Source organism: Domibacillus sp. PGB-M46 (assembly GCF_022668875.1).
GTDB lineage: Bacteria > Bacillota > Bacilli > Bacillales > Domibacillaceae > Domibacillus.
In genome coordinates this window covers 194397-215950 of the sequence record NZ_JAKGCR010000005.1, presented here as the reverse complement: position 1 = coordinate 215950, position 21554 = coordinate 194397, and the positions used below count along the sequence as shown (strand labels likewise).

At 45.1% G+C, this 21554-nt stretch carries 17 protein-coding genes, 1 other RNA gene and 1 other annotated feature; of the genes, 4 read left to right on the top strand and 14 right to left on the bottom strand.

What is annotated here, in order from left to right:
• Positions 1-10: 10 nt before the first annotated feature.
• Positions 11-430, bottom strand: coding sequence for a cysteine metabolism transcriptional regulator CymR (gene cymR / locus L2D08_RS08725; protein ID WP_242233371.1), 420 nt, complete (start codon positions 428-430; stop codon positions 11-13).
• Positions 431-552: 122 nt separating this feature from the next.
• On the opposite strand from cymR, the gene L2D08_RS08720 reads away from it, so the two are divergent.
• Positions 553-1827, top strand: a complete 1275-nt coding sequence (locus L2D08_RS08720; protein ID WP_242233488.1) for a replication-associated recombination protein A — start codon at positions 553-555, stop codon at positions 1825-1827.
• A gap of 67 nt (positions 1828-1894) precedes the next feature.
• Here L2D08_RS08720 and L2D08_RS08715 read toward each other — a convergent pair whose 3' ends face one another.
• The 10 genes from L2D08_RS08715 to L2D08_RS08670 form a co-directional block, all read right to left on the bottom strand.
• Positions 1895-3142, bottom strand: a complete 1248-nt coding sequence (locus L2D08_RS08715) for an EAL and HDOD domain-containing protein (RefSeq protein ID WP_242233370.1) — start codon at positions 3140-3142, stop codon at positions 1895-1897.
• A gap of 105 nt (positions 3143-3247) precedes the next feature.
• Complete coding sequence (locus tag L2D08_RS08710; protein WP_242233369.1) at positions 3248-4009, bottom strand: tRNA threonylcarbamoyladenosine dehydratase; 762 nt, start codon at positions 4007-4009, stop codon at positions 3248-3250.
• Between the two features lie 39 nt (positions 4010-4048).
• A non-coding RNA gene (ssrS, locus tag L2D08_RS08705) (6S RNA) lies at positions 4049-4234 on the bottom strand.
• Between the two features lie 91 nt (positions 4235-4325).
• Positions 4326-6098: an aspartate--tRNA ligase gene (gene aspS / locus L2D08_RS08700; protein WP_242233368.1), complete on the bottom strand. Its 1773-nt coding sequence runs from the start codon at positions 6096-6098 to the stop codon at positions 4326-4328.
• Positions 6099-7376: a histidine--tRNA ligase gene (gene hisS, locus L2D08_RS08695; protein ID WP_242233367.1), complete on the bottom strand. Its 1278-nt coding sequence runs from the start codon at positions 7374-7376 to the stop codon at positions 6099-6101.
• 57 nt (positions 7377-7433) lie between these two features.
• Positions 7434-7644 (bottom strand) — a binding site (T-box leader).
• Between the two features lie 74 nt (positions 7645-7718).
• Complete coding sequence (gene dtd / locus L2D08_RS08690) at positions 7719-8162, bottom strand: D-aminoacyl-tRNA deacylase (protein ID WP_242233366.1); 444 nt, start codon at positions 8160-8162, stop codon at positions 7719-7721.
• Between the two features lie 19 nt (positions 8163-8181).
• Positions 8182-10380, bottom strand: a complete 2199-nt coding sequence (locus tag L2D08_RS08685; protein WP_242233365.1) for a RelA/SpoT family protein — start codon at positions 10378-10380, stop codon at positions 8182-8184.
• 119 nt (positions 10381-10499) lie between these two features.
• Entirely contained in the window at positions 10500-11015 is a 516-nt protein-coding gene (locus tag L2D08_RS08680) for an adenine phosphoribosyltransferase (protein ID WP_242233364.1), read from the bottom strand.
• A complete protein-coding gene (gene recJ / locus L2D08_RS08675; RefSeq protein ID WP_242233363.1) occupies positions 11012-13348 on the bottom strand; it encodes a single-stranded-DNA-specific exonuclease RecJ in 2337 nt (778 codons plus the stop codon). Before recJ ends, L2D08_RS08680 begins: the two co-directional genes overlap by 4 nt.
• Before the next feature lie 104 nt (positions 13349-13452).
• A complete protein-coding gene (locus L2D08_RS08670; RefSeq protein ID WP_242233362.1) occupies positions 13453-13788 on the bottom strand; it encodes a LapA family protein in 336 nt (111 codons plus the stop codon).
• Between the two features lie 127 nt (positions 13789-13915).
• Between L2D08_RS08670 and L2D08_RS08665 the strand changes: the two genes are divergently transcribed.
• On the top strand, positions 13916-14959 hold the full coding sequence (locus tag L2D08_RS08665; RefSeq protein ID WP_242233361.1) for a C45 family autoproteolytic acyltransferase/hydrolase: 1044 nt from the start codon (positions 13916-13918) through the stop codon (positions 14957-14959).
• 45 nt (positions 14960-15004) lie between these two features.
• On the opposite strand, the gene gltP is transcribed toward L2D08_RS08665, so the two are convergent.
• Positions 15005-16285 carry a glutamate/aspartate:proton symporter GltP gene (gene gltP / locus L2D08_RS08660; RefSeq protein ID WP_242233360.1) on the bottom strand — a complete coding sequence of 427 codons (1281 nt, stop codon included), beginning with the start codon at positions 16283-16285 and terminating at the stop codon, positions 15005-15007.
• A 333-nt stretch (positions 16286-16618) separates the two neighbouring features.
• On the opposite strand from gltP, the gene L2D08_RS08655 reads away from it, so the two are divergent.
• Both L2D08_RS08655 and L2D08_RS08650 read left to right on the top strand, forming a co-directional pair.
• On the top strand, positions 16619-17848 hold the full coding sequence (locus L2D08_RS08655; protein WP_242233359.1) for an ATP-binding protein: 1230 nt from the start codon (positions 16619-16621) through the stop codon (positions 17846-17848).
• Positions 17849-17854: 6 nt separating this feature from the next.
• Entirely contained in the window at positions 17855-18787 is a 933-nt protein-coding gene (locus L2D08_RS08650; RefSeq protein WP_242233358.1) for a response regulator, read from the top strand.
• A 43-nt stretch (positions 18788-18830) separates the two neighbouring features.
• Here the strand turns inward: L2D08_RS08650 and secDF are convergent, their stop codons facing one another.
• Together secDF and L2D08_RS08640 are read right to left on the bottom strand one after the other, a co-directional pair.
• A complete protein-coding gene (secDF, locus tag L2D08_RS08645; protein ID WP_242233357.1) occupies positions 18831-21092 on the bottom strand; it encodes a protein translocase subunit SecDF in 2262 nt (753 codons plus the stop codon).
• 116 nt (positions 21093-21208) lie between these two features.
• Positions 21209-21523: a post-transcriptional regulator gene (locus L2D08_RS08640; RefSeq protein WP_242233356.1), complete on the bottom strand. Its 315-nt coding sequence runs from the start codon at positions 21521-21523 to the stop codon at positions 21209-21211.
• Between the last annotated feature and the right edge of the window lie 31 nt (positions 21524-21554).

Sequence of the window (21554 nt, the reverse complement as noted above, 5' to 3'; positions counted from 1 at the left end):
TGACACCTCGTTAAATATAAAACATATATGCGTCAGATTCACCGGTTACGGTGTGATTCGCCAGGTCATCGAGTGTTGTATTTTCCAAAACACCCTTGATCGCTTCGCTGATCCGGATCCATAGCTCCCGTTTCGCCGGCTCTTCGTCTTCAATTCCCTCCACAAGCGTGATTGGACCTTCGAGCACCCGTATAATATCGCCTGCTGTAATGTCCTGCGGCTCGTGTCCAAGCACATAGCCGCCATAGGCACCACGAATACTGCGGACAAACCCGGCATTGCGGAGCGGCGCAATCAGCTGCTCAAGGTAGTGTTCCGACAAATCATGGGCTCCAGCAATTACACGAAGAGAAGTTGGCCCATCACCGTGGCGCTTAGCCAATTCAATCATAATGGTTAGTCCGTATCTTCCTTTGGTTGAGATTCTCATTTATTTGTGCCTCATTTCTTTTTTAATCCAACGATCCCTATAGTATATCATTTTATAGGTACAAAAAACATGCCGGAATACTCGGGATATGATACAGTGAATCTACCAAATAAGAAAGAGGGATTCATATGAAGCCGCTCGCCTACCGAATGAGACCGCGCACCATTGATGAGGTAGCCGGACAGGAACACTTAACAGGTGAAGGCAAAATCATCAGACGAATGACTGAAGCCAAAAAATTATCTTCTATGATTTTATACGGTCCCCCCGGAACCGGCAAAACATCGATTGCCAGTGCCATTGCGGGCACAACACGGTATGCGTTTCGCATGCTTAATGCTGTTACCAGCAACAAAAAAGATATGGAAATTGTTGCTGCGGAAGCTAAAATGTCCGGGACCGTCATTTTGCTTTTAGACGAGGTTCACCGCCTTGATAAAGCCAAGCAGGATTATTTGCTGCCTTTTCTTGAAAATGGCATGATTATTTTAATCGGCGCAACAACAAGCAATCCGTATCATGCGATAAATCCGGCGATCCGAAGCCGCTGCCAGATTTTTGAAGTAAAGCCGCTCCAGCCCGATTCGGTCAAACGGCTGTTGAGGGAAGCTCTGCGAGACGAAGAGCGCGGGCTGGGCATGTTCAAAACGGAGATTACAGACGAAGCACTTTCTCATTTTGCCCAAGGTTCCGGCGGTGATGTACGCAGTTCACTAAACGCGCTTGAACTGGCTGTGTCGTCAACCAAGCCGGGTGCAGACGGGATCATTCGTATCTCGCTTGAAACAGCCGAAGAATGTCTTCAGCAAAAAAGTTTTGCCCATGATAAGAACGGCGATGCCCATTATGATGTTTTGAGCGCTTTTCAAAAATCAATTCGCGGCAGCGATGTGAATGCTGCACTTCATTATCTGGCCCGCTTGATTGAAGCTGGCGACATTGTCAGCATCGCCCGGCGCCTTGTTGTAATCGCGTATGAAGATATCGGCCTTGCAAGCCCGCAGGCTGGTGAACGCACACTGGCCGCTGTCGAAGCGGCCGAACGGCTCGGATTTCCGGAAGCGCGCATTCCCCTTGCCAATGCAGTAGTAGAGCTTTGCTTATCGCCGAAATCCAATTCCGCTTACAAAGCGATTGATGCCGCACTGGCCGATGTGCGGGCCGGGCGGTCAGGTACAGTTCCTGACCATTTAAAGGACGCTCACTATAAAAGTGCGGCCAAACTGGGCCATGGAGTGGGCTATCAGTACCCGCATGATTTTGACGGCGGGTGGGTCGCACAGTCTTATCTGCCGGATACCTTAAAGCACAAGCGTTATTTTGAACCGAAAGCAACCGGTAAATTCGAAAAGACATTGGCCGGTATATACGAAAAAATTGAAAAAAGCAAAACATAATATTCCGGTGTACAGTCAGACAAAAACACCAGCCTCTTTTTAGAGGAGCTGGTGTTTTTCATCTGCATCAGTTCATTGCCTCACTGACCTGGCTCATTTCTCCCGCCCACTGCCGGGCCTCTTCATAAATCATTTTCACCGTTTGCGCATTCAGCCCAAGCTCTTGCGCTTTTGTTTCAATGATCTTCCAATCTACAATATCCATCCCGACCACAAGCTCTAAATAAGGAGTGATAGGCGTGATAGTTCCCCTTAACGTTTCATTTACCTGATCAGATAATGAAATTTGTGCTAAAATATCTGAAATGGTGCAGCCAAGCAGTACATCCACGAGTGAAAACATACCTGCAAGAAAAAACTCAGCCGCATTCCCAGTTTGCGTCTCCTTAGCCAGCTCCTCACATGCTTTTGCGCGAAACAGCGCAGATTCCATTAATTCTTTTGTTGTGGCCGGCATGTCCTTCTGAATTTCCCGCAGAGCCAGCATATACAGCCATTTCGTCAGTTCAGTAAACCCAAGCATCATAATTGCTTGTTTAATAGATTTGATCTTGGCTCTTGTGCGCAATGCAGGTGAGTTGACCAGCTTTAATAATTGGTATGACAGTGACACATCCCGCTCAATCAGGCCAGTAATGTTTTCAATATCGATTTCCTCTCCCTGCAAAAGCCTAATCAAATGAAAATAAGTGACTGCATTGATCGGCAGATCTGCTGACTGAATCAGCTGCGGCTTCGCGAAAAAGTAGCCTTGAAACAGCTCATAACCTGCACTTTTTGCCCTCTCGAATTCTTCATGTGTCTCGACCTTTTCTGCCAGAAGCACAATATGCGGAAAATTATTTTTCACTTTTTGTTCGACGGCCAGCCGCTCAGCGGGTGTTGTATGTAAAAAATCTATCTTTATATATGTAGTCAGGTTAAACAGTTCATTATACAGATCCGTCTGCCCGCGTAGAACAAAATCATCTAAAGCAATTGAGTATCCTTTTCGTTTCAGCCGCCGAAGAACGTCAATTAACTGGGGCGTAATCGGAATATCCTCCAGCACTTCAATAATAACATGCTCCGGCGGAAAGTTTTCAGCCACTCTTTCTTTTAACAGCGTTTCTGTGAAGTTAATAAAACAGGGGTGCCCGTGTGCTATTTTTTCTACTCCAACCGTTACAAATGAATGAATTAACACTTCAATTGTTGCCTGATCCGGAGATACATCCGGAAAAGTACTGGCTTCGCTGTTTCGGTACAGCAGCTCATAACCAAATACGTGCTCATGAACGTTGAAAATGGGCTGGCGGGCCATAAATAAATTCATCTTTTTGCACTCCGATCGTTATTAATCTATGACATTATAGCAAAATGTAGATAAAAAGTCCCTTTTTTCAAGCAAAAAAAGTCATCCTTGGAAAAGGATGACTTTTTAGTCGTTTACACGGGTGATTTTCACATCTTTTAAAATATCGCGAACAACATAGCTTGCTGCGATTAAGCCCGCAACAGATGGGACAAAAGCGTTTGAAGCGGGAGGCATTTTCGCTTTGCGAATTTCCGCCTCATCGTTGCCGACGACCTGACGTACATCTTCCCGGATCACAATTGGGCTTTCATCCGAGAAAATAACGGGAATGCCTTTTCGAATGCCTTCTTTGCGCAGGCGTGTGCGAATCACCTTTGCAATAGGATCCGTATGAGTTTTGGAAATATCGGCAATGGTAAACCGTGTCGGGTCTAACTTATTAGCCGCCCCCATGCTGGAGATAATCGGAATATTTCGGTTTAAACATTCTTTCATTAAGTGAATTTTGTAAGAGATCGTATCGGACGCATCAACAACGTAATCAAGTCCGTAACTGAAAAACTGCTCATATGTTTCTTCTGTATAAAACATTTTCAGTGCAATCACTTCACATTCAGGATTGATATCCGCAATTCGTTCTTTCATTAAATCCGCTTTTGGCTGTCCGACTGTTGATAAAAGTGCCGGCAGCTGGCGATTAATATTTGTAATATCGATCACATCTTTATCGACCAGAATTAAGCGGCCGACTCCCGACCGGGCGAGTGCTTCCGCTGCAAATGAGCCCACTCCGCCAATGCCTAAAACGGCAACGGTTGCATTTTTTAATAGGTCAAGCCCTTCTTTTCCGAAGGCAAGTTCATTACGGGAAAATTGGTGAAGCATTTAAACGATCACTCCTGTTTTTAAGCATAAAAAAAGACGGCGAATCCCAATCGTGCCGTCGTTGTAATACATATGTTTTGAACCCGCTCTACAGCAGGTGGGTGCCCTGTTCTGGGCGTTGCAAGTCCCCGCAAAGGGCATGTGCGCTGTCCAAAAACTCAGACTCCCTAACATATAGTGTTCGGTCAAAACAGAATGTGTAACTAACGTACACATCAGGATCCGCCTCATTGGAATCATATTATCATACGTTTTTTTGAAAATCAACTAATGACTACTGCTAATTTATCAGAAAATTAAAAACACTACTTTTTTCTTATTTCGCTGTTTGGCTGATACGCAGATGCAGTTCTTCAAGCTGGGCATTGGACACTTCACCCGGCGCATCTGTTAATACGTCTGCTGCACTTGCTGTTTTCGGGAAAGCAATGGTATCACGCAGATTTGTACGGCCGGCAAGAAGCATAACCAAACGGTCTAAGCCAAGCGCAATACCGCCGTGCGGAGGCGTACCGTATTCAAATGCATCCAGAAGGAAGCCGAACTGTTCTTTCGCCTGCTCTTCTGTGAAACCAAGCAGCTTGAACATTTTTTCCTGCACATCACGTTCGAAAATACGAATCGAGCCGCCGCCGAGTTCATAGCCGTTTAACACAATGTCATAGGCTTGCGCACGTACCGCGCCCGGGTCTGATTCCATTTTCTCGATATCTTCACGGAATGGCATTGTAAATGGATGGTGCGCTGCGTAGTAACGTCCTTCTTCTTCATCATACTCGAGCAGCGGCCAGTCTGTTACCCAAAGGAAATTGTACTTAGATTCATCGATCATGCCAAGCTCTTTACCAAGTTTTAAGCGAAGCGCACCTAATGCATCGGCTACAACCTGCTTTTTGTCTGCGACGAACATGATTAAATCGCCTGTTTTTGCTCCGGCTGTTTCCAGCATCTTCGCTTGTTCTTCATCCGTGAAGAACTTAATAATTGGCCCTTTCATGCCATCTTCTTCGACTTTCAGCCAAGCAAGGCCTTTCGCACCGTAAATCGCTGCAAACTCTGTTAGATGATCAATATCTTTACGAGAATACTTTTCAGCACCGCCTGGTACACAAAGCGCTTTTACTTGTCCGCCTGACTCCACAACCTGCGCGAATACTTTAAATCCAGATCCGCGAACTACATCGGCCATATCGATCAATTCAAGACCAAAGCGTGTATCCGGCTTGTCAGAACCAAAACGGTTCATCGCGTCTTCATATGTCATGCGTTCAAAAGATCCACTGATGTCAAGGTCTTTCACGCGCTTCATCACTTTTTTCAGCATTTCTTCTGTCATTTGCATGATGTCTTCCTGACTCATAAAGCTTGTTTCAATATCAACTTGCGTGAATTCAGGCTGACGGTCTGCACGCAAATCTTCATCACGGAAGCAGCGGGCAATTTGATAGTAACGGTCTACACCAGATACCATAAGCAGCTGTTTGAAAATTTGCGGTGACTGCGGCAGCGCGTAAAACTCGCCTGGGTGCACACGGCTTGGAACCAGATAATCACGTGCGCCTTCCGGTGTTGACTTTGTTAAAATCGGTGTTTCCACATCAAGAAAACGATTTTCGTCTAAATAATCACGAATTGTTTTTGTTACATCGCTGCGCATTTTCAGTGTTTCAAACATCACGGGGCGGCGAAGATCCATGTAACGATATTTTAAACGGACGTCTTCGTTTACTTCCGTTCCGTCTTCAATCATGAACGGAGGTGTTTTCGCTTCGCTCAGTACGTTGATTTCCGTTACGTGTACTTCAATCGTACCAGTCGGGATATTTTCATTTACGGTTTCCGCATCACGCTTTACAATTGTCCCTTTGACATCAAGTACATATTCATTGCGGACTTTTTCTGCTACAGCAAGTGCTTCTGCTGAAATTTCCGGGTTAAACACGATCTGCATGATGCCTGTACGGTCACGCAAATCAATAAAAATGACGCTCCCAAGGTCACGGCGGCGCTGCACCCATCCTTTTAATGATACTTCTTTTCCAATATGTTCTTCGGTCATTTCACCGTTATAAAACGTGCGTCCAAACATTTACTTCGCCTCCATTTTTGTTTTAATATAACCAGCCAGCTCATTCAGTGGCACCTGGTCCTGCGAACCTGCCGCCATGTCTTTGAGGGTAATCCGGTTTTCCGCCAGTTCATCTTCGCCCAAAATCGCTGTAAAGCGGGCGTGCTGGCGATCAGATGCTTTAAGCTGAGCTTTCATTTTTCGGTCCTGGTAGTCACGGTCTGCTGAAAGACCTGCTGTACGCAGCTCATGAACAAGCGAGACGGACCGGTCTTTTGCTGCATCTCCAAGCGCTACTACAAAACAGTCAATTCCTTGATCGATCGGCCATTCTACGCCTTCAGCCTCCATCGCGGCAATAAACCGCTCAATACTGAAAGCAAAGCCGATTCCCGGTGATTCCGGACCGCCAAGCTGCTGGACAAGACCGTTGTAGCGTCCTCCTCCGCACAGCGTCGTGATGGCCCCGAAGCCCTCTGCCTCGCTCATCACTTCAAAAGCTGTGTGGTTGTAGTAATCAAGCCCGCGGACAAGCTTTGGATCTACGGTATACGAAACGCCGATTGCATCTAAATAGCCGGTTACTTTCTCAAAGTACACTTTTGATTCTTCGTTTAAGTAGTCCAGAATAGAAGGTGCTGTCTGCATCAGCTCATGATTCCGGTCTTTTTTGCAATCTAAAATCCGGAGCGGATTTTGCTGCAAACGCGTCTGGCAGTCGCTGCAGAATTCCTCAATACGCGGTTCAAAATGACCGATGAGCGCTTCCCGGTGTGCATTTCGGCTGTCAGCATCGCCAAGAGAATTAATAACGAGATTTAACTTTTGAAGCCCTGCTGCTTTGTAAATATCCATTACAAGTGCAATCACTTCCGCGTCTATGGCCGGATCTTCGCTGCCAATCGCTTCTACACCAAACTGGACAAACTGGCGGTAGCGGCCCGCCTGGGGACGTTCATACCGGAACATCGGGCCTGTGTAAAACAGCTTGACCGGCTGATCCGGGTGGCCAAACATTTTGTTTTCCACAAACGAACGGACAACCGCGGCTGTTCCTTCTGGGCGAAGAGTTAAACTGCGCTCTCCTCTGTCTTCGAACGTGTACATTTCTTTCTGAACGATATCGGTTGTATCGCCGACGCTGCGCTTGAACAATTCGGTATGCTCAAAAATCGGTGTGCGAATTTCTTTATAGTGATAACGGCGGCAGACGTCTTTAGCAATGGATTCTATGTACTGCCATTTTTCTGACTGTCCTGGCAAAATATCCTGCGTACCACGTGGAATATTCACTGACATGGTCGTTCCTCCTTTATTTGTAAAAGCACATAAAAAAACTTCCATCCCTGCACTGCGCGCAGGGACGGAAGTTTTCCGCGGTACCACCCTCGTTAAAGCCGAAGCTTTCCCTTTTTTGATAACGCAATACGCGGTTTTTCCTACTATTGTTTCAGAAAAACGCCTCAGAAGTGTCTGTTCATGAAGGTGCACCGTAAATGCTCTCAGTCGCGGCATTTTTCTCTGTCCGGGCATGGGCTTCACTACTTTTCTTCGTCTATGGCTTTTCATATGTTCTTTTATAATGGACTGGATATCCAGCCGATGAAAAGATTATAAAAAACTTTTCTCCTGATTTCAACCTTAATCTTTTGTATCAAGAATTAAGGTAACCGGACCGTCGTTCACAAGCGACACATCCATCATGGCGCCAAACACACCTGTTTCCACCTGTACGCCTTTTTCGCGGATGAGGCGGTTAAAGGCATTATATAGCCCTTCTGCCTGGGCACCGGCTGCTGCCTTCATAAAATTCGGACGCCGCCCTTTTTTGCAGTCACCGTACAAGGTAAACTGGGAAACCGATAAAATCGATCCGCCCCGCTCAAGTAGTGATTGATTCATTTTTCCCGACTCATCTTCGAAAATACGCAGATGCACAATTTTTTCGGCGAGCCAGGCTGCATCCTGCTCCGTATCCTCATGTGTTACACCGACTAGAAGGACAAGGCCTGAGTCAATGGCTCCTTTGATTACTCCGTCCACCGTCACGCTTGCTTGATTGCTTCTTTGTAAAACCACTCTCATTCTTCTACACCTGCCAACGTTAATTCATAATGCGGCGGACCGCATAAATGTCCGGAATTTGTTTGACCCGTTCCACCACTTTTTGCAGGTGATTCACATTACGAATAAAAATAGACATATCGATTTTGGCCATTTTATTCCGGTCTGAACGTCCAGATACCGCGGAAATATTTGTTTTTGTTTCACTGACTACATGCAGCACTTCATTTAAGAGACCTTGACGGTCGTAGCCAGAAATTTCAATATCAACCAAATACTCTTTTTGATTTGCACCGCCTGACTCCCACTCAACCGGGATCAAGCGATTTTCTGCATCGTCATCCGCCGTCACGTTTGGACAGTCTTCCCGGTGAACAGAGACACCGCGCCCCTTTGTAATATAGCCGACGATATCATCACCCGGCACAGGGTTACAGCAGCGGGACAGCCGAATCAGCAAGTTGTCGATGCCTTTAACCGTAACACCGGCATTTTTCTTTTGAGCGGCTGGATTTGGCGGCGTTTTAATTTCCTTCACCACTTCACTCAGCGCCGCTTCCTGATCACGCTGCTTGCGAAGCTTTTCAGTCAGCCGGTTGGCTACTTGAAGAGCGGTGACTCCGTTATAACCGACTGCTGCATACATGTCTTCCTCATTTAAGAAGTTGAACTTTTCCGCCACTCGCTTTAAGTTCTGCTGCGACAACACTTCTTTTACATCGAATTCCATATTTTTAATTTCATTCTCGACCATTTCCTGGCCTTTTTCCACGTTTTCTTCACGATTTTGCTTTTTGAAGAATTGGCGGATTTTGTTTTTCGCCTGCGACGTCTGCGCCATTTTGATCCAGTCTTTACTCGGGCCGTATGAATGCTTTGATGTCAAAATTTCTAAAATATCGCCTGTTTTTAATTTATAATCAAGCGTAACCATCTTCCCATTTACTTTTGCGCCAATGGTTTTATTGCCGATTTCCGAGTGAATACGGTAGGCGAAATCAATCGGGACAGAACCGGCCGGCAGCTCAAGCACATCGCCTTTTGGCGTAAACACAAACACCATATCCGAGAACAAATCGAGCTTTAATGATTCCATAAACTCTTCTGCATCCTGCGATTCATTTTGAAAATCGAGAATTTCACGGAACCACGTCATTTTCTTTTCAAACGAAGCATTTTCGTCTACCGTTCGCCCTTCTTTATAGGCCCAATGCGCCGCGACCCCGTACTCGGCAATTCGGTGCATCTCTTCTGTGCGAATCTGCACTTCAAGCGGATCACCTTTCGGGCCGATGACCGTCGTGTGGAGAGACTGGTACATGTTCGTTTTTGGCATCGCTATATAATCTTTAAAACGTCCTGGCATCGGTTTCCAGCATGTATGAATAATGCCGAGCGCTGCATAGCAGTCTTTGATGCTGTCTACGACAATACGAACCGCTAATAAGTCGTAAATTTCATTAAACTGTTTGTGCTGCATGGCCATTTTCCGATAAATACTGTAAATATGTTTAGGGCGGCCGGAAATTTCCGCGCTGATATCCATCTCATCGAGCCGTGTTCTCATTAAATCAATGACGTCATCTAAATACTGCTCCCGCTCCTCGCGCTTGCGTTTCATCAAGTTGACAATCCGGTAATACTGCTGTGGATTCAAATAACGAAGTGCTGTATCTTCCAGCTCCCATTTAATCTTCGACATTCCAAGACGATGGGCAAGAGGAGCAAAAATTTCCAGCGTTTCGTTGGAAATACGGCGCTGCTTTTCCTGCGGCAGGTGTTTCAACGTTCTCATATTGTGCAGACGGTCTGCCAGCTTGATTAAAATCACACGAATATCCTGTGCCATTGCGACAAACATTTTCCGGTGATTTTCCGCCTGCTGTTCTTCTTTTGACTTATATTTAATTTTCCCAAGCTTTGTGACACCGTCTACCAGCATTGCTACTTCCGCATTAAATTCATTCGCCAAATCCTGCAGTGTCACATCCGTGTCTTCTACCACATCATGCAGAAAACCGGATGCGACCGTTGCCGGGTCCATTTCAAGATCAGCCAATATGCCCGCAACCTGGATAGGATGAATAATGTACGGTTCGCCCGATTTACGAAACTGGTGCTTATGCGCTTCTTTTGCGTACTCAAACGCACGCCGGACAAATCCGACATGCTCTTCGTTCAAGTAGGCACGGGTCCGGTCGATGACCTGGTCGGCGGTTAATATCTGGTCTTTCGCCATATGTTTTGTTCACCTTCGCCCTTTCCGAAAAAAAACTGATTGTTCTTATTATCGAAAAAAAAGTGCAGGATGTAAAGTCATCCTGCACTTTTTTTGTGAATTAGGCGATTTTTGTCGAATCAGTCGTACGGAATGATGGTTAATATATCATATCCATCCAATTTTTCGCGCCCGTTCAAGTAATTTAATTCAATTAAAAATGCAATACCTACTACAATACCGCCAAGCTGCTCTACAAGCTTGATCGTCGCTTCAATCGTACCGCCTGTTGCCAGCAGGTCATCTGTAATAAGAACACGCTGACCCGGCTTAACGGCGTCTTTATGGATCGTCAGCACGTCTTTTCCATACTCAAGCCCATATTGTACTTTGATCGTCTCACGCGGCAGCTTGCCTTCTTTACGGACCGGCGCAAAGCCAACACCAAGAGAGTAGGCAACCGGGCAGCCTACAATAAAGCCACGCGCTTCCGGACCTACAATTAAATCTACTTGTTTATCTTTTGCATATGTGACAATTTGGTCCGTTGCATAACGAAATGCCTCGCCATTGTCCATAAGTGGTGTGATATCTTTAAACTGAATGCCCGGCTTTGGCCAATCCGGCACAATTTTAATATACTCTTTTAAATTCATGTTAATCGTTCCTCCCAGTGTCTAGCGGGCTGCTTCATCCATTCATCCAGAATTACTTTTAATTCACGGTAAGATGAGTACAGCAGCTTTTGTTCAAGGTTAAATTGCGTCTGCTTTCGTAGGTAGGCAGGCGACTCGCTCAAATCACGCTTGTCCGCTTCTCTTTGCACTTCAATCTTTCCATTCTCTAGTTTAACAAATCCAAGCTCTAAAAACACGTTTGACATAAAACGAACAGCAGCATAAGACCAGCCCTGCTTTTTTGCCAGCAGCTCACCATGCTGTTTCACGTCAAATGAGCCTCTTTTCAATAAAAACGCGTAATACCATTTGAAATGATCCCGTGTTGGCATCGAACTGAAGAAATGATTCTCCTGCGTGCTGAAATGGGCATAAATACGAGCCGGCGACTTTCCGCCCAGGAGTGACCTGATCACTTCTTCCCTTTCCGGCAAATCTAACAGTACTACATTTTTGCCATCCATTTCAACGGCTTGGGCGTCCTGTTCGTTTTGAACAAATACGACATTAGGATCCCCTGGTGCACGGCTGAAGGATACAGCGACCTTTACATCGGGTATGTTCTTGTACCAGCTTGAAACATTTTTTCCGCCGCGCATATCAAACAGCTGACATTCGTCCACTCGAAGGTCGCGAAGCATAAGCTGCGGGCGGCGCATATTATTCCATTCATTAATAGACAGTTCGCCAATCACCGAGATGTCTGATGTTTTCGCTATTTGATCGGCGTACTCTCCCATGCCAAAACCGACTCCGTCAATGGTCTGCCCATTTTGTTCAAACGCTGCTTTTAAGTGCGTTTGGTTGGCGCCAATTTTTTTCATCGAAGCAATTTTAGCATCTTGGATCATAAAAAGCGGTTTCGGGTTGTTCATGCCAAACGGCGCCAGCTTATTCAGCTCCTCAATCCCCTGCACTGTAATATCCGACACCGAGGCCTGTGCATCGACTTGAACAATCGGCGTAAAATCCTCTTCCGTAAGTGTATCCTTAGCGATACGAACCATACGGCTGCGCAGCTCATCTACATCATGAATCGACAGGGTCATGCCGGCAGCCATTGGATGACCGCCGAAATGCGGCAAAATATCCCGGCAGGTTGACAGGCTTTGAAACAAATCAAAGCCTTTAATACTTCTGGCTGAGCCTTTCGCAATGCCTTTCTCAGAATCAAAACCAAGCACGATAGCCGGCCGATAAAATGTGTCAGTCAAACGGGACGCAACAATTCCGACAACGCCCGGATTCCACCCTTCCTTGCCTACCACTATGACCGGGTACTCATCCGGCGGAAACTCCTGGTTTACCATGTCAATTGCTTCTTTTGCCATATCATTGACGATAGACTGCCGTTGTTTATTCATCGCGTCGATTTCTTCTGCAAGCATCATCGCTTCTTCTATGTCTTCCGTTAACATTAATTCTGCAGCAGGACCCGCATCATCAAGGCGGCCGGCTGCATTAATACGCGGTCCGATCATAAATCCGACCGTTTCTTCATCAATAGATGACTGCTCTGTGCCGGTCTGTTTACAAAGCGCGACAATCCCCGGCCGCTCTGTCTGGCGCAAGGCGGACAGCCCTTTTTTGGCAATCAGCCGGTTCTCTCCATACAGCGGCACCAGGTCGGCAATGGTGCCAATCGCAGCCAAATCAAGCAGATGTTCCGGTACTTTCCCATATAACGCATGTGCCACCTTCAGCGCCACCCCTACGCCGGCAAGATATCCAAATGGATACGTGCCCTCTGGATGCTTCGGGTGGATAATCGCTAATGCTTCCGGCAGTACAGGTCCGGGTTCGTGATGATCGGTAATAATTAAGTCAATGCCAATCTCCTTGGCCACCTGTGCTTCATGAACGCCTGAAATTCCGGTATCAACCGTAATAATTAAACCAAAGCCACTTTCTTTCGCATGACGAAAAGCCGGCTCATTCGGACCATAGCCTTCAGTGAACCGGTTCGGAATATAATAATCAGCGAGAACACCATAATCGCGAAGCGCTGTTAAAAGCAGCGACGTACTGCTGACACCGTCAGCGTCATAGTCACCAAAAACAAGAACAGCTTCTTCCCGCTCTTTCGCCTGACGAATGCGTTCGATTGCTTTGTTCATATCTTTTAACAAAAAAGGATCGTGAAAAGCGACACCTTCATCAAACAAAAATGCACGCGCTTCTTCTTTTTCTGTGATTCCCCGTCCCAATAAAAGCGATGCAGCGAGAGGGCTTGTTCCAACTTCTTCCGCAAACGCTTCACTTTTTTTGCGATCCACTTCTTTCAAGGACCAGCGCATTTTTGGTTTCAGCATAATTTCACCCCATAACGTACTCATTATACGGGTCAATTGAACAAATGACAATATGATTCAAAAGAAGAGAGCTGAGTGGGTTTCACTCAGCTCTTCTTTTTCTATTATGAATCACCGTCCGGCGCCAGCCGGGTTGACGTAGCAGCGGGTGTTCTCTGCTCCCGATGCTCAAGCTTTAATTCATGCAATTCTTTTTTCAGCTGCTCATTTTGCCGGACCAGCTCCTTACGCTGCCGCTTAAGCGCCAATGTACGAAACAAACTAAACATAAAGATAGCGAGTCCGCCAAGCAGCACAGAAAACAAAATAACAAGAATAAGCGGCCATTGTGCAGAACCAAATAGGTAATTTACCGTTACCGGATTTACATTAATGACAGCAAAAACAGCGATAACAAGTGCGAAAATCAATCCTAAAATAAGAGCTGTTTGTGTTTTCATCTTTTCCCCTCCTTACATGTCTTTACTTTTCCTTTTTCGAATTCACTTCAAACATTGGCCGGCCGCTTCTCCCTTGAATTCTTTTTCCAAAACAGGCACGATAAGAGAAAAAGAAAGCAGGAGTAGCATGCAGCGTTTTTATATCGACATTCTTCAAGGAAGAGGGAGTTATTATGAGCTCGGGCTTCTTGCCGGCGAAAAATTAAAGGAATCACCGCTTTTTGCGGCTCATCAAAAACGGCGCCAAAAGTCTCTTCGTTCTTATGATATTGATTTCAAAAAGGTAAAAGCCTACTTTCAATCCTTCCTTCCTCTTATATGGGAAGAGCTTGAGGGCCTTGCAGAGTCCCTTGGCTGGTCTTTATATGAGGTGGTTCACGAATACAGCGGTTTTCAAGCTGATGATGTAAACAGCGGATGTTCTGCCCTGATGAACAACGGCATTTTCGCAAGAAACTATGATTATCACCCGAAAACCTATGAAGGCAGACTTTTATTGTGGCAGCCTGATCATGGCTACGCTTCAGTCGGTATAAGCGGCAGGATGATTGGGCGGATTGACGGAATGAATGAAAAAGGGCTTGTGATTGGCTTTCACTTTGTAAACCGGCGCCGTGCCGAAGATGGATTTACATGCAGCGTTATCGCTCGCATGGTGCTGGACTCGTGTGCGACAACAGACCAGGCGATCGACCTGCTTCGTTCTATTCCGCATCGTCATGCATTTAATTACTCTCTTTATGATGCCTCCATGCATAGTGCAGTTGTCGAAGCGTCACCCCGGGGGGTACAAGTGCACAAGCAGGCTGCAGCTTGTGCGAATCATTTTCTCTCGGACACTTTATCGTCCGAAAACCGCCATCATACAGCTGAGTCTAAAGAACGGCTGCAGACGCTGCAGCACTTTTCCGGAACCGCACAAAGCGCCATGGAACGATACAAGCTTTTCAATGATCCTGCTTATGGCATTTTTAAAAAGAAATACGCCAGCTGGGCGGGAACACTTCACACAACCGTATATGAACCGGCTTCTCTCCGGATACTTCTTGGCGTCGGCGAAAGCGCCCATCCTCTTCCCATTGACTTCGGCCGCTGGCTGGCTGGAGAACGGCTTCCCATTACCCGTTTGTTCGGAAAAATTGATTCGAATGAGTCGTTTTTGCATATGTAATGAGCGTACAAAAAAAGACAGGCTTTTTCAGCCTGTCTTTTCTTATTATGCAGATTTCGATTGCTGCATTTGACGCACTTCCTCGAGGTATTGTCTCCCTTTCACTTCATTGTACTGTCCTTCCCATTTAGACATTACAATAGCAGCAAGAGAGTTACCTACGACGTTAACCACTGTACGGGCCATGTCCATGATCCGGTCGATTCCTGCGATGAATGCCAAGCCTTCAACCGGGATTCCCACGCTTCCAAGTGTAGCAAGAAGCACGACGAAGGAAACGCCTGGAACTCCTGCAATCCCTTTAGAAGTAACCATTAACACAAGTACAAGTGAGATTTGTTCTGCCATCGACAAGTCGATTCCATACATTTGCGCGATAAACAAAGCTGCAATCGCCTGGTAAAGGGTAGATCCATCAAGGTTAAATGAATAACCCGTCGGAATAACGAATGAAACGATCGCTTTCGGGCAGCCGAACTTCTCCATTTTTTCAATTAATTTCGGCAGCACTGTCTCCGAACTTGACGTTGTATACGCAAGAATCATTTCGTCTTTTAAAATTCTAAATACGTTAAAAATATTTACTCCAGCGATTTTCGCTGTAATTCCCAATACAACAAGGATAAAGAAAATCATCGACCCATATACAAGAATAACCAGTTTGCTTAGCGGGATCAGTGATTCAACCCCGAATTTAGACACAGTTACACCAATCAAGGCAAATACGCCGAACGGTGCAAATTTCATGATTTGGTTTGTAATATAAAACATCGCTTCTGCCGTTCCCTGGAAAAATTGCAGAACCGGCTTTCCTTTTTCACCGATTGCGGCAATACCAAGACCAAATACAACAGAGAAAAAGATGATGGCCAGCATATCACCTTCTGCAAGAGACGTGAATAAGTTTGACGGCACAATATTGACAAACGTTTCCGCAAATCCATGGCTGGATGTTTCTTCTGTTGTGTCTACGTAGCTGCTGATATCAGTTTTATCCAAATTGGACATATCAACTCCAGCACCAGGCTGGAAAATATTAGCGGCAAAAAGACCAACCAAAATCGCGATTGTTGTAATGATTTCAAAGTAAAGAATGGTTTTACCGCCCAGTCTTCCAAGCTTTTTCGTATCGCCGACACCGGCTACCCCGACAATAATGCTGGAAATGACAATCGGAATGACAATCATCTTAATGAGACGCAGAAAAATATCGCCAATTGGTTGCAGATACGTGGCAACATGCGGGTTTCCGAAAAACATGGCTCCGACCGCTATACCAAGAATTAAACCAATTAAAATCTGCCATGCTAAACCTATTTTTTTCATTTCATCAATCCCTTCCCCTTATTTATCATCCATCGCTGCATTCGGCTGTCCGCCAAATGCGGCTGGTTATTCCCTAAAAAACCAGCTGTCAACCGTGCTTTTTTTGTTTACATCCAGATGACAGGTATACTTCCATGTGTATAACTATATTTCACTACCTACAAAATCATACAGTTACCTACAAAGGGAGCGTTTTTTTTATAAAAAAAAACGTTAAGTTGTATTACGCATCGCCCAATTGTATACTATTCTTCATAAATCGAAACAAAAGGAGGGGTTTTTATTTTTCCTTCCCGCGCCTTTTTGAAAAATGAGCGGCTCCTGGTACTGATTATGATTTTGGCTGTTCCAGCAGCAGGAGAACTGAAGATTTATCCATTTGGAGAAGTATTCCGGATTGGCCTGGGTCCGCCGGTTATGTTTTTCTTTTTGTTATATTTAAGGAAAGAACGAATCATATGGGCCGGCCTGCTTACCGCTGCAGCGGTCTTTTTATTTCGTACCGGACTTGAGACAGCCTCTTTTCATGAACAAGATCTCATCCTTTCTTTTTCGCATCATGTTCCAGCTTTTATTTATTATTTTTCACACGCATGTTTGTTCCGCCTTTTTTACGTAAAAAGTCATCGACATCATCTGCTTGGCGTCGGATTTGCCATGCTTGGAATTGACCTGGCTTCTAATTCTATCGAGCTGTTTGTTGATTATCTGCTGTTTGAAATTTCTCTTTCTTTCGACGACATAAAAGAAATTGTTTTTATTGCACTTGCACGCAGTTTTATCGTTGTTAGTTTGCTGAACATGCTGAAACTAAATGAAGCGTATACAAGAGAAAAGCATATCACGGAGCGAAATGAGTATATGCTCATGCTTATTTCCAGCTTATACGAAGAAACCGTTTATTTAAAAAAAACCCTCACTGATGCAGAAGAAGCGACAAAAGAATCCTATCATCTCTATCGCTCTCTAAAACAGGAAGATCATCCGGGAAGCCAGGAGGCATTGAAGCTGGCAGGTAAAATTCACGATATTAAAAAAGATAATCAGCGGATTTATGCCGGGCTTTCCAATGTGATTACAAACGAAAGCCCGAAAGACTTCATGAGTGCTGAGGAACTTCTTCAACTAACAGTCCAGATCAATGAAAAGTATGCTGTTGCCTTAAAAAAGAAGGTGACCTTTTTATCTACAGTATCGGGGAAGCATCCTCCATATCATGCTTATACGTTCCTATCCCTTCTCAATAATTTGGTTTCAAATGCCGTCGAGGCCATACCGAAGGAAGGGTTTGTCCAGATCAAGCTTTTATCAGAGCAGGAGCACATTGAGCTTCAGGTGCGCAATAGCGGTCTTCCTATTTCCGACAAATATCAGAAGGTAATTTTCGAGCCGGGCTTTACCACAAAGTATGATGAGCAAGGAAACCCTTCAACAGGCATTGGGCTTGCCCATGTAAAAGAGATCGTGAATGGCTTTCATGGCAGCATTGAATTAAAAAATGAACAGGGCAGTGTTTTGTTTCAAATTAACATTCCGGTTCAGGCGTTTATGCAGAAAGGTTGATTACATATGCGTTTTTTTCTTGTAGATGATGATGATGCAATTCGTCTTACGCTGACGAAAATTATTGAAGATGAGGATTTGGGAGAAGTAGCCGGAGAACAAGCAGATGGCGATGGATTAACCGGCGCGTTTTTGAGCATGCAAAAAATTGATATCCTTTTTATTGATTTGCTGATGCCGATCAAAGACGGCCTGGAAACGATCCGCGACCTGGCAGGGTACAATGGCAAAGTGATTATGATTTCACAAGTGGAAACGAAGGAACTGATCGGTGAAGCATACGCCCTTGGTGTAGAATACTACGTTATGAAACCGATCAACCGAATTGAAATCATTACCGTTATTCGAAAAGTAAAAGAGCGGATTCAGCTTGAAAAGTCAATCCAGACGATTAAAACATCCTTAAACAGCCTGCTGCCGCCCGAAGAAGCGGACAAACGCACCGTACAAAGCGAAACGAGCTTAATCGATACAGGAGAGTACCTGCTGGCTGAACTGGGGATTGTCGGCCATAACGGTGCGAAGGATTTGCTTGATATTCTTTCTTTTTTATTTTCAGACGAGGAAGCAGCCTTCGATCAAAACTTCCCTTCTTTAAAAACCATTTTTGAAAAGACAATTCAAAAAAGACTGGGTGAATCTGCTCCCGCCCAGGCGGTTAACAGGGAAATAAAAGCTTCGGAGCAGCGGGTTCGCCGGGCTATTATTCACTCTATCGTCCATTTTGCTTCACTCGGGCTGACTGATTATGCCAATCCTAAATTTGAGTTCTATGCGGCCAAGTTTTTTGACTTTATGACCGTCCGCCAAAAAATGATGGAACTGCAAAAAGATCCAAACGCCGCTTCTGCTCCCGTTAAAGTGAATATGAAAAAATTTATCCAAATGTTCTTTTTTGAAGCAAAACGCTTAAGAACTGAAACAAGCCATCTATACTAACAGAAAAAACCTGCAGGCTGATGCGTCTGCAGGTTTTTTGCATTTATACTTGTAATTCGTCTTTGTTTGCTGCTTTTTCTTTGTACGTAATTAACTTGCCTTTTTTCTTTAATTCTTTCTTTTTCCAAATCAGCCATAGCTGGGAAGCAATAAAGATAGACGAGTATGCTCCACCAATCAAGCCAACCAAAAGTGCAATAGAGAAGTTTAAGATCGACGGGCTTCCAAGCACAATCAGTGCGATAACAGCAATGACGACAGTCAAAACTGTATTGATAGAACGGGCCAGCGTCTGCCGGATACTTTTATTGACAATAACGTCCAGCTGCTCCGGTGCCGTGATTTTCTTTGCTTTCGTCATATTTTCGCGAATCCGGTCAAATGTAACGATCGTATCGTTAATCGAATATCCGACAATCGTCAATACAGCCGCGATAAAAGTAATATCGACTTCAAGGCGCGTTAAACTGAAAAACGCAATGATGAAGAATACGTCATGCAAAAGTGCTAAAACGGCAGCAAGGCCCATATAGAATTCAAAGCGGAACGCCACATACAAAATAATTCCTATTGTGGCAATGGCAAGTGCCTTCATTGCATTTTTCGCCAGCTCTTTTCCAACGACCGGCGAAACGGTGCTGATATTTGGCTCAGATCCAAATTTTTCATTCATGCCTGCTTTGACTTTAGCAATTTCCTGCTGCGCCAGCGCTTCATCAAACCGGGCAGACGCAATGGTTTGATTGTCCCCGCCAAGCGTTACATTTACGTCATGGCCAAGCTTGTCGAGCTCTGCTTCAACCGCCTCCTCGGTTAACGGTTTCTCAGACAGCAATTCCATCCGGGAACCGCTGGAGAAATCAATACCCAGGTTTAAACGGAACACAGCCAGTACAATCATGCCGGCAATAATCGCAACAGCCGACAGTGCAAACAGCTTTTTATGCGGTTTAACAAAATCCAGCTTGTCAAATTTAGTTGGCAGATCCAGTGCATCATATCCTTCACTGATCGGATGAATATCTGCTTTTTTCACGCCAAACCAGCCCGGCTTATTATTTAGCCAGTTGCTTTTTACAAGAATGCTCATCAGCACCCTTGCACCCCAGATAGCGGTAATAAAGCTGACAAGAATACTGATAATCAAAGTTGTCGCAAAGCCTTTTACAGAGCTTGTCCCAAAGTAAAATAAAACGCCGCCTGCCAGCAGTGTCGTTAAGTTTGCGTCAACGACGGTCAGAAAGGCATTGCTGCTTCCTGTCTTGAAAGCGGCTTTGATCGGCCGGCCGATCTTAATTTCTTCCTTGATCCGCTCTGCGGTAATGATGTTCGCATCTACTGCCATCCCAACCCCAAGTATAAGAGCCGCGATACCCGGCAGCGTCATGACTGCACCGAGCAAATCAAAAATAAGCAGTGTTAAGTAAAGAAAGGCTACCAGTGTAATGACTGCTACGAATCCCGGCAAGCGGTAATATAGAATCATAAATAAGAAGATGATCCCGATACCAACAATACCAGCAAGAATCGTTTCATTGAGTGCTTGTTCACCAAACTGTGCCCCAACGGACGTTGAATATATTTCTTTCAGTTTGACCGGAAGAGCCCCCGCATCCAGCAGTGCTGCAAGTTCCTGTGCTTCTTCTACTGTAAAATCCCCTTGAATGGTGACTTCTGTTGTATTGAATACCTCGTCAACATTTGGGGCCGACAAAAACTTCGGATTTTCTTTTTGAACTTCCTTGGCAAAGGAATCTTTGCCTTCTTCAAAATCAAGCCAGATGACCAGCTGATTGTTTGGTGTCATGGAAACAATTTTTTCTGTTACTTCTTTGAATTTATCCTTATCTTTTAACTTAACAGCAACGTTGGGCTGTCCTGTTTCCGTAAAGGACTGTTCAGCTCCACCTTCGACAAGATCGCTTCCATCCATCATCAACTTGTCGTTTACATCGCGAAAAGATAAATTTGCCTGTGTAGACAGCATGCTTCGTGCCTGCTCCTGATCCTCTATACCAGCCAGCTGCACACGAATCCGATTGCCTTCCTCCACTTGAATGCTTGGCTCGCTGACACCGAGAGCGTTAATTCGCTTATCCAGCGCTTCAGCGGTATCCGCTACTACACTTTCCGTTATTTTCTGTCCTTCTTTTGCAGGCTGTACTTCATACAGCACTTCAAAACCACCTTGCAAATCAAGCCCCAGCTTAATATCCTGGACGATGTTTTTTGCCGTGGTACTCATCGCTCCTAACAAAACGAGGACCACGAGCAAAAAAGCAACGATCCGGCTCCGTTTTACCATTCTACATTCCCACTCCTTATGATATATAAAAACCAGTTGATAAAAAAAATTCCGGTAACGAATACCAGAATCCCTCAGCCCTCTACATTATGAATGAGAACAAACAGGCTGTCAATTTACTCCCTTTCTTTAGGCGGAACAAACAAAGCAGCTATTTCCTCATCAGACAGCGGTTCACTCCATTCCGGCGCTTTAAAGGCCGTCAGCTGCGTGTAATTCATATATTCCCCCGGCTTCACCGATAAGATATCTCCTACTAAACGGGAAATCGAACGCTCTGTGTCCATTGATTTCCACCTTTTTTCTTTCAAAAACCGCCATAGCATATCCGTTTCTGCAGTTTCATAGTGAAGCAGCCGAAACTCTTCAACTTTGCTGATTAGTGCCGGCAGCAGCTTGTCGTAATACACATCGTACGGATGATTTCCCATCATGAATGCCCCCTGTCATGCTCGTCCACCT

Bases quoted from the DNA above. Each gene is read 5' to 3' on its own strand.
- gltP (WP_242233360.1), bottom strand. From the start codon at position 16,285: ATGAAAAAAATAGGTTTAGCATGGCAGATTTTAATTGGTTTAATTCTT.
- L2D08_RS08715 (WP_242233370.1), bottom strand. From the start codon at position 3,142: ATGAATTTATTTATGGCCCGCCAGCCCATTTTCAACGTTCATGAGCAC.
- secDF (WP_242233357.1), bottom strand. From the start codon at position 21,092: ATGGTAAAACGGAGCCGGATCGTTGCTTTTTTGCTCGTGGTCCTCGTT.
- L2D08_RS08680 (WP_242233364.1), bottom strand. From the start codon at position 11,015: ATGAATTTAAAAGAGTATATTAAAATTGTGCCGGATTGGCCAAAGCCG.
- L2D08_RS08640 (WP_242233356.1), bottom strand. From the start codon at position 21,523: ATGGGAAATCATCCGTACGATGTGTATTACGACAAGCTGCTGCCGGCA.
- recJ (WP_242233363.1), bottom strand. From the start codon at position 13,348: ATGCTGAAACCAAAAATGCGCTGGTCCTTGAAAGAAGTGGATCGCAAA.
- dtd (WP_242233366.1), bottom strand. From the start codon at position 8,162: ATGAGAGTGGTTTTACAAAGAAGCAATCAAGCAAGCGTGACGGTGGAC.
- cymR (WP_242233371.1), bottom strand. From the start codon at position 430: ATGAGAATCTCAACCAAAGGAAGATACGGACTAACCATTATGATTGAA.
- hisS (WP_242233367.1), bottom strand. From the start codon at position 7,376: ATGTCAGTGAATATTCCACGTGGTACGCAGGATATTTTGCCAGGACAG.
- L2D08_RS08650 (WP_242233358.1), top strand. From the start codon at position 17,855: ATGCGTTTTTTTCTTGTAGATGATGATGATGCAATTCGTCTTACGCTG.
- L2D08_RS08665 (WP_242233361.1), top strand. From the start codon at position 13,916: ATGCAGCGTTTTTATATCGACATTCTTCAAGGAAGAGGGAGTTATTAT.
- L2D08_RS08710 (WP_242233369.1), bottom strand. From the start codon at position 4,009: ATGCTTCACCAATTTTCCCGTAATGAACTTGCCTTCGGAAAAGAAGGG.
- L2D08_RS08655 (WP_242233359.1), top strand. From the start codon at position 16,619: ATGATTTTGGCTGTTCCAGCAGCAGGAGAACTGAAGATTTATCCATTT.
- L2D08_RS08685 (WP_242233365.1), bottom strand. From the start codon at position 10,380: ATGGCGAAAGACCAGATATTAACCGCCGACCAGGTCATCGACCGGACC.
- L2D08_RS08670 (WP_242233362.1), bottom strand. From the start codon at position 13,788: ATGAAAACACAAACAGCTCTTATTTTAGGATTGATTTTCGCACTTGTT.
- aspS (WP_242233368.1), bottom strand. From the start codon at position 6,098: ATGTTTGGACGCACGTTTTATAACGGTGAAATGACCGAAGAACATATT.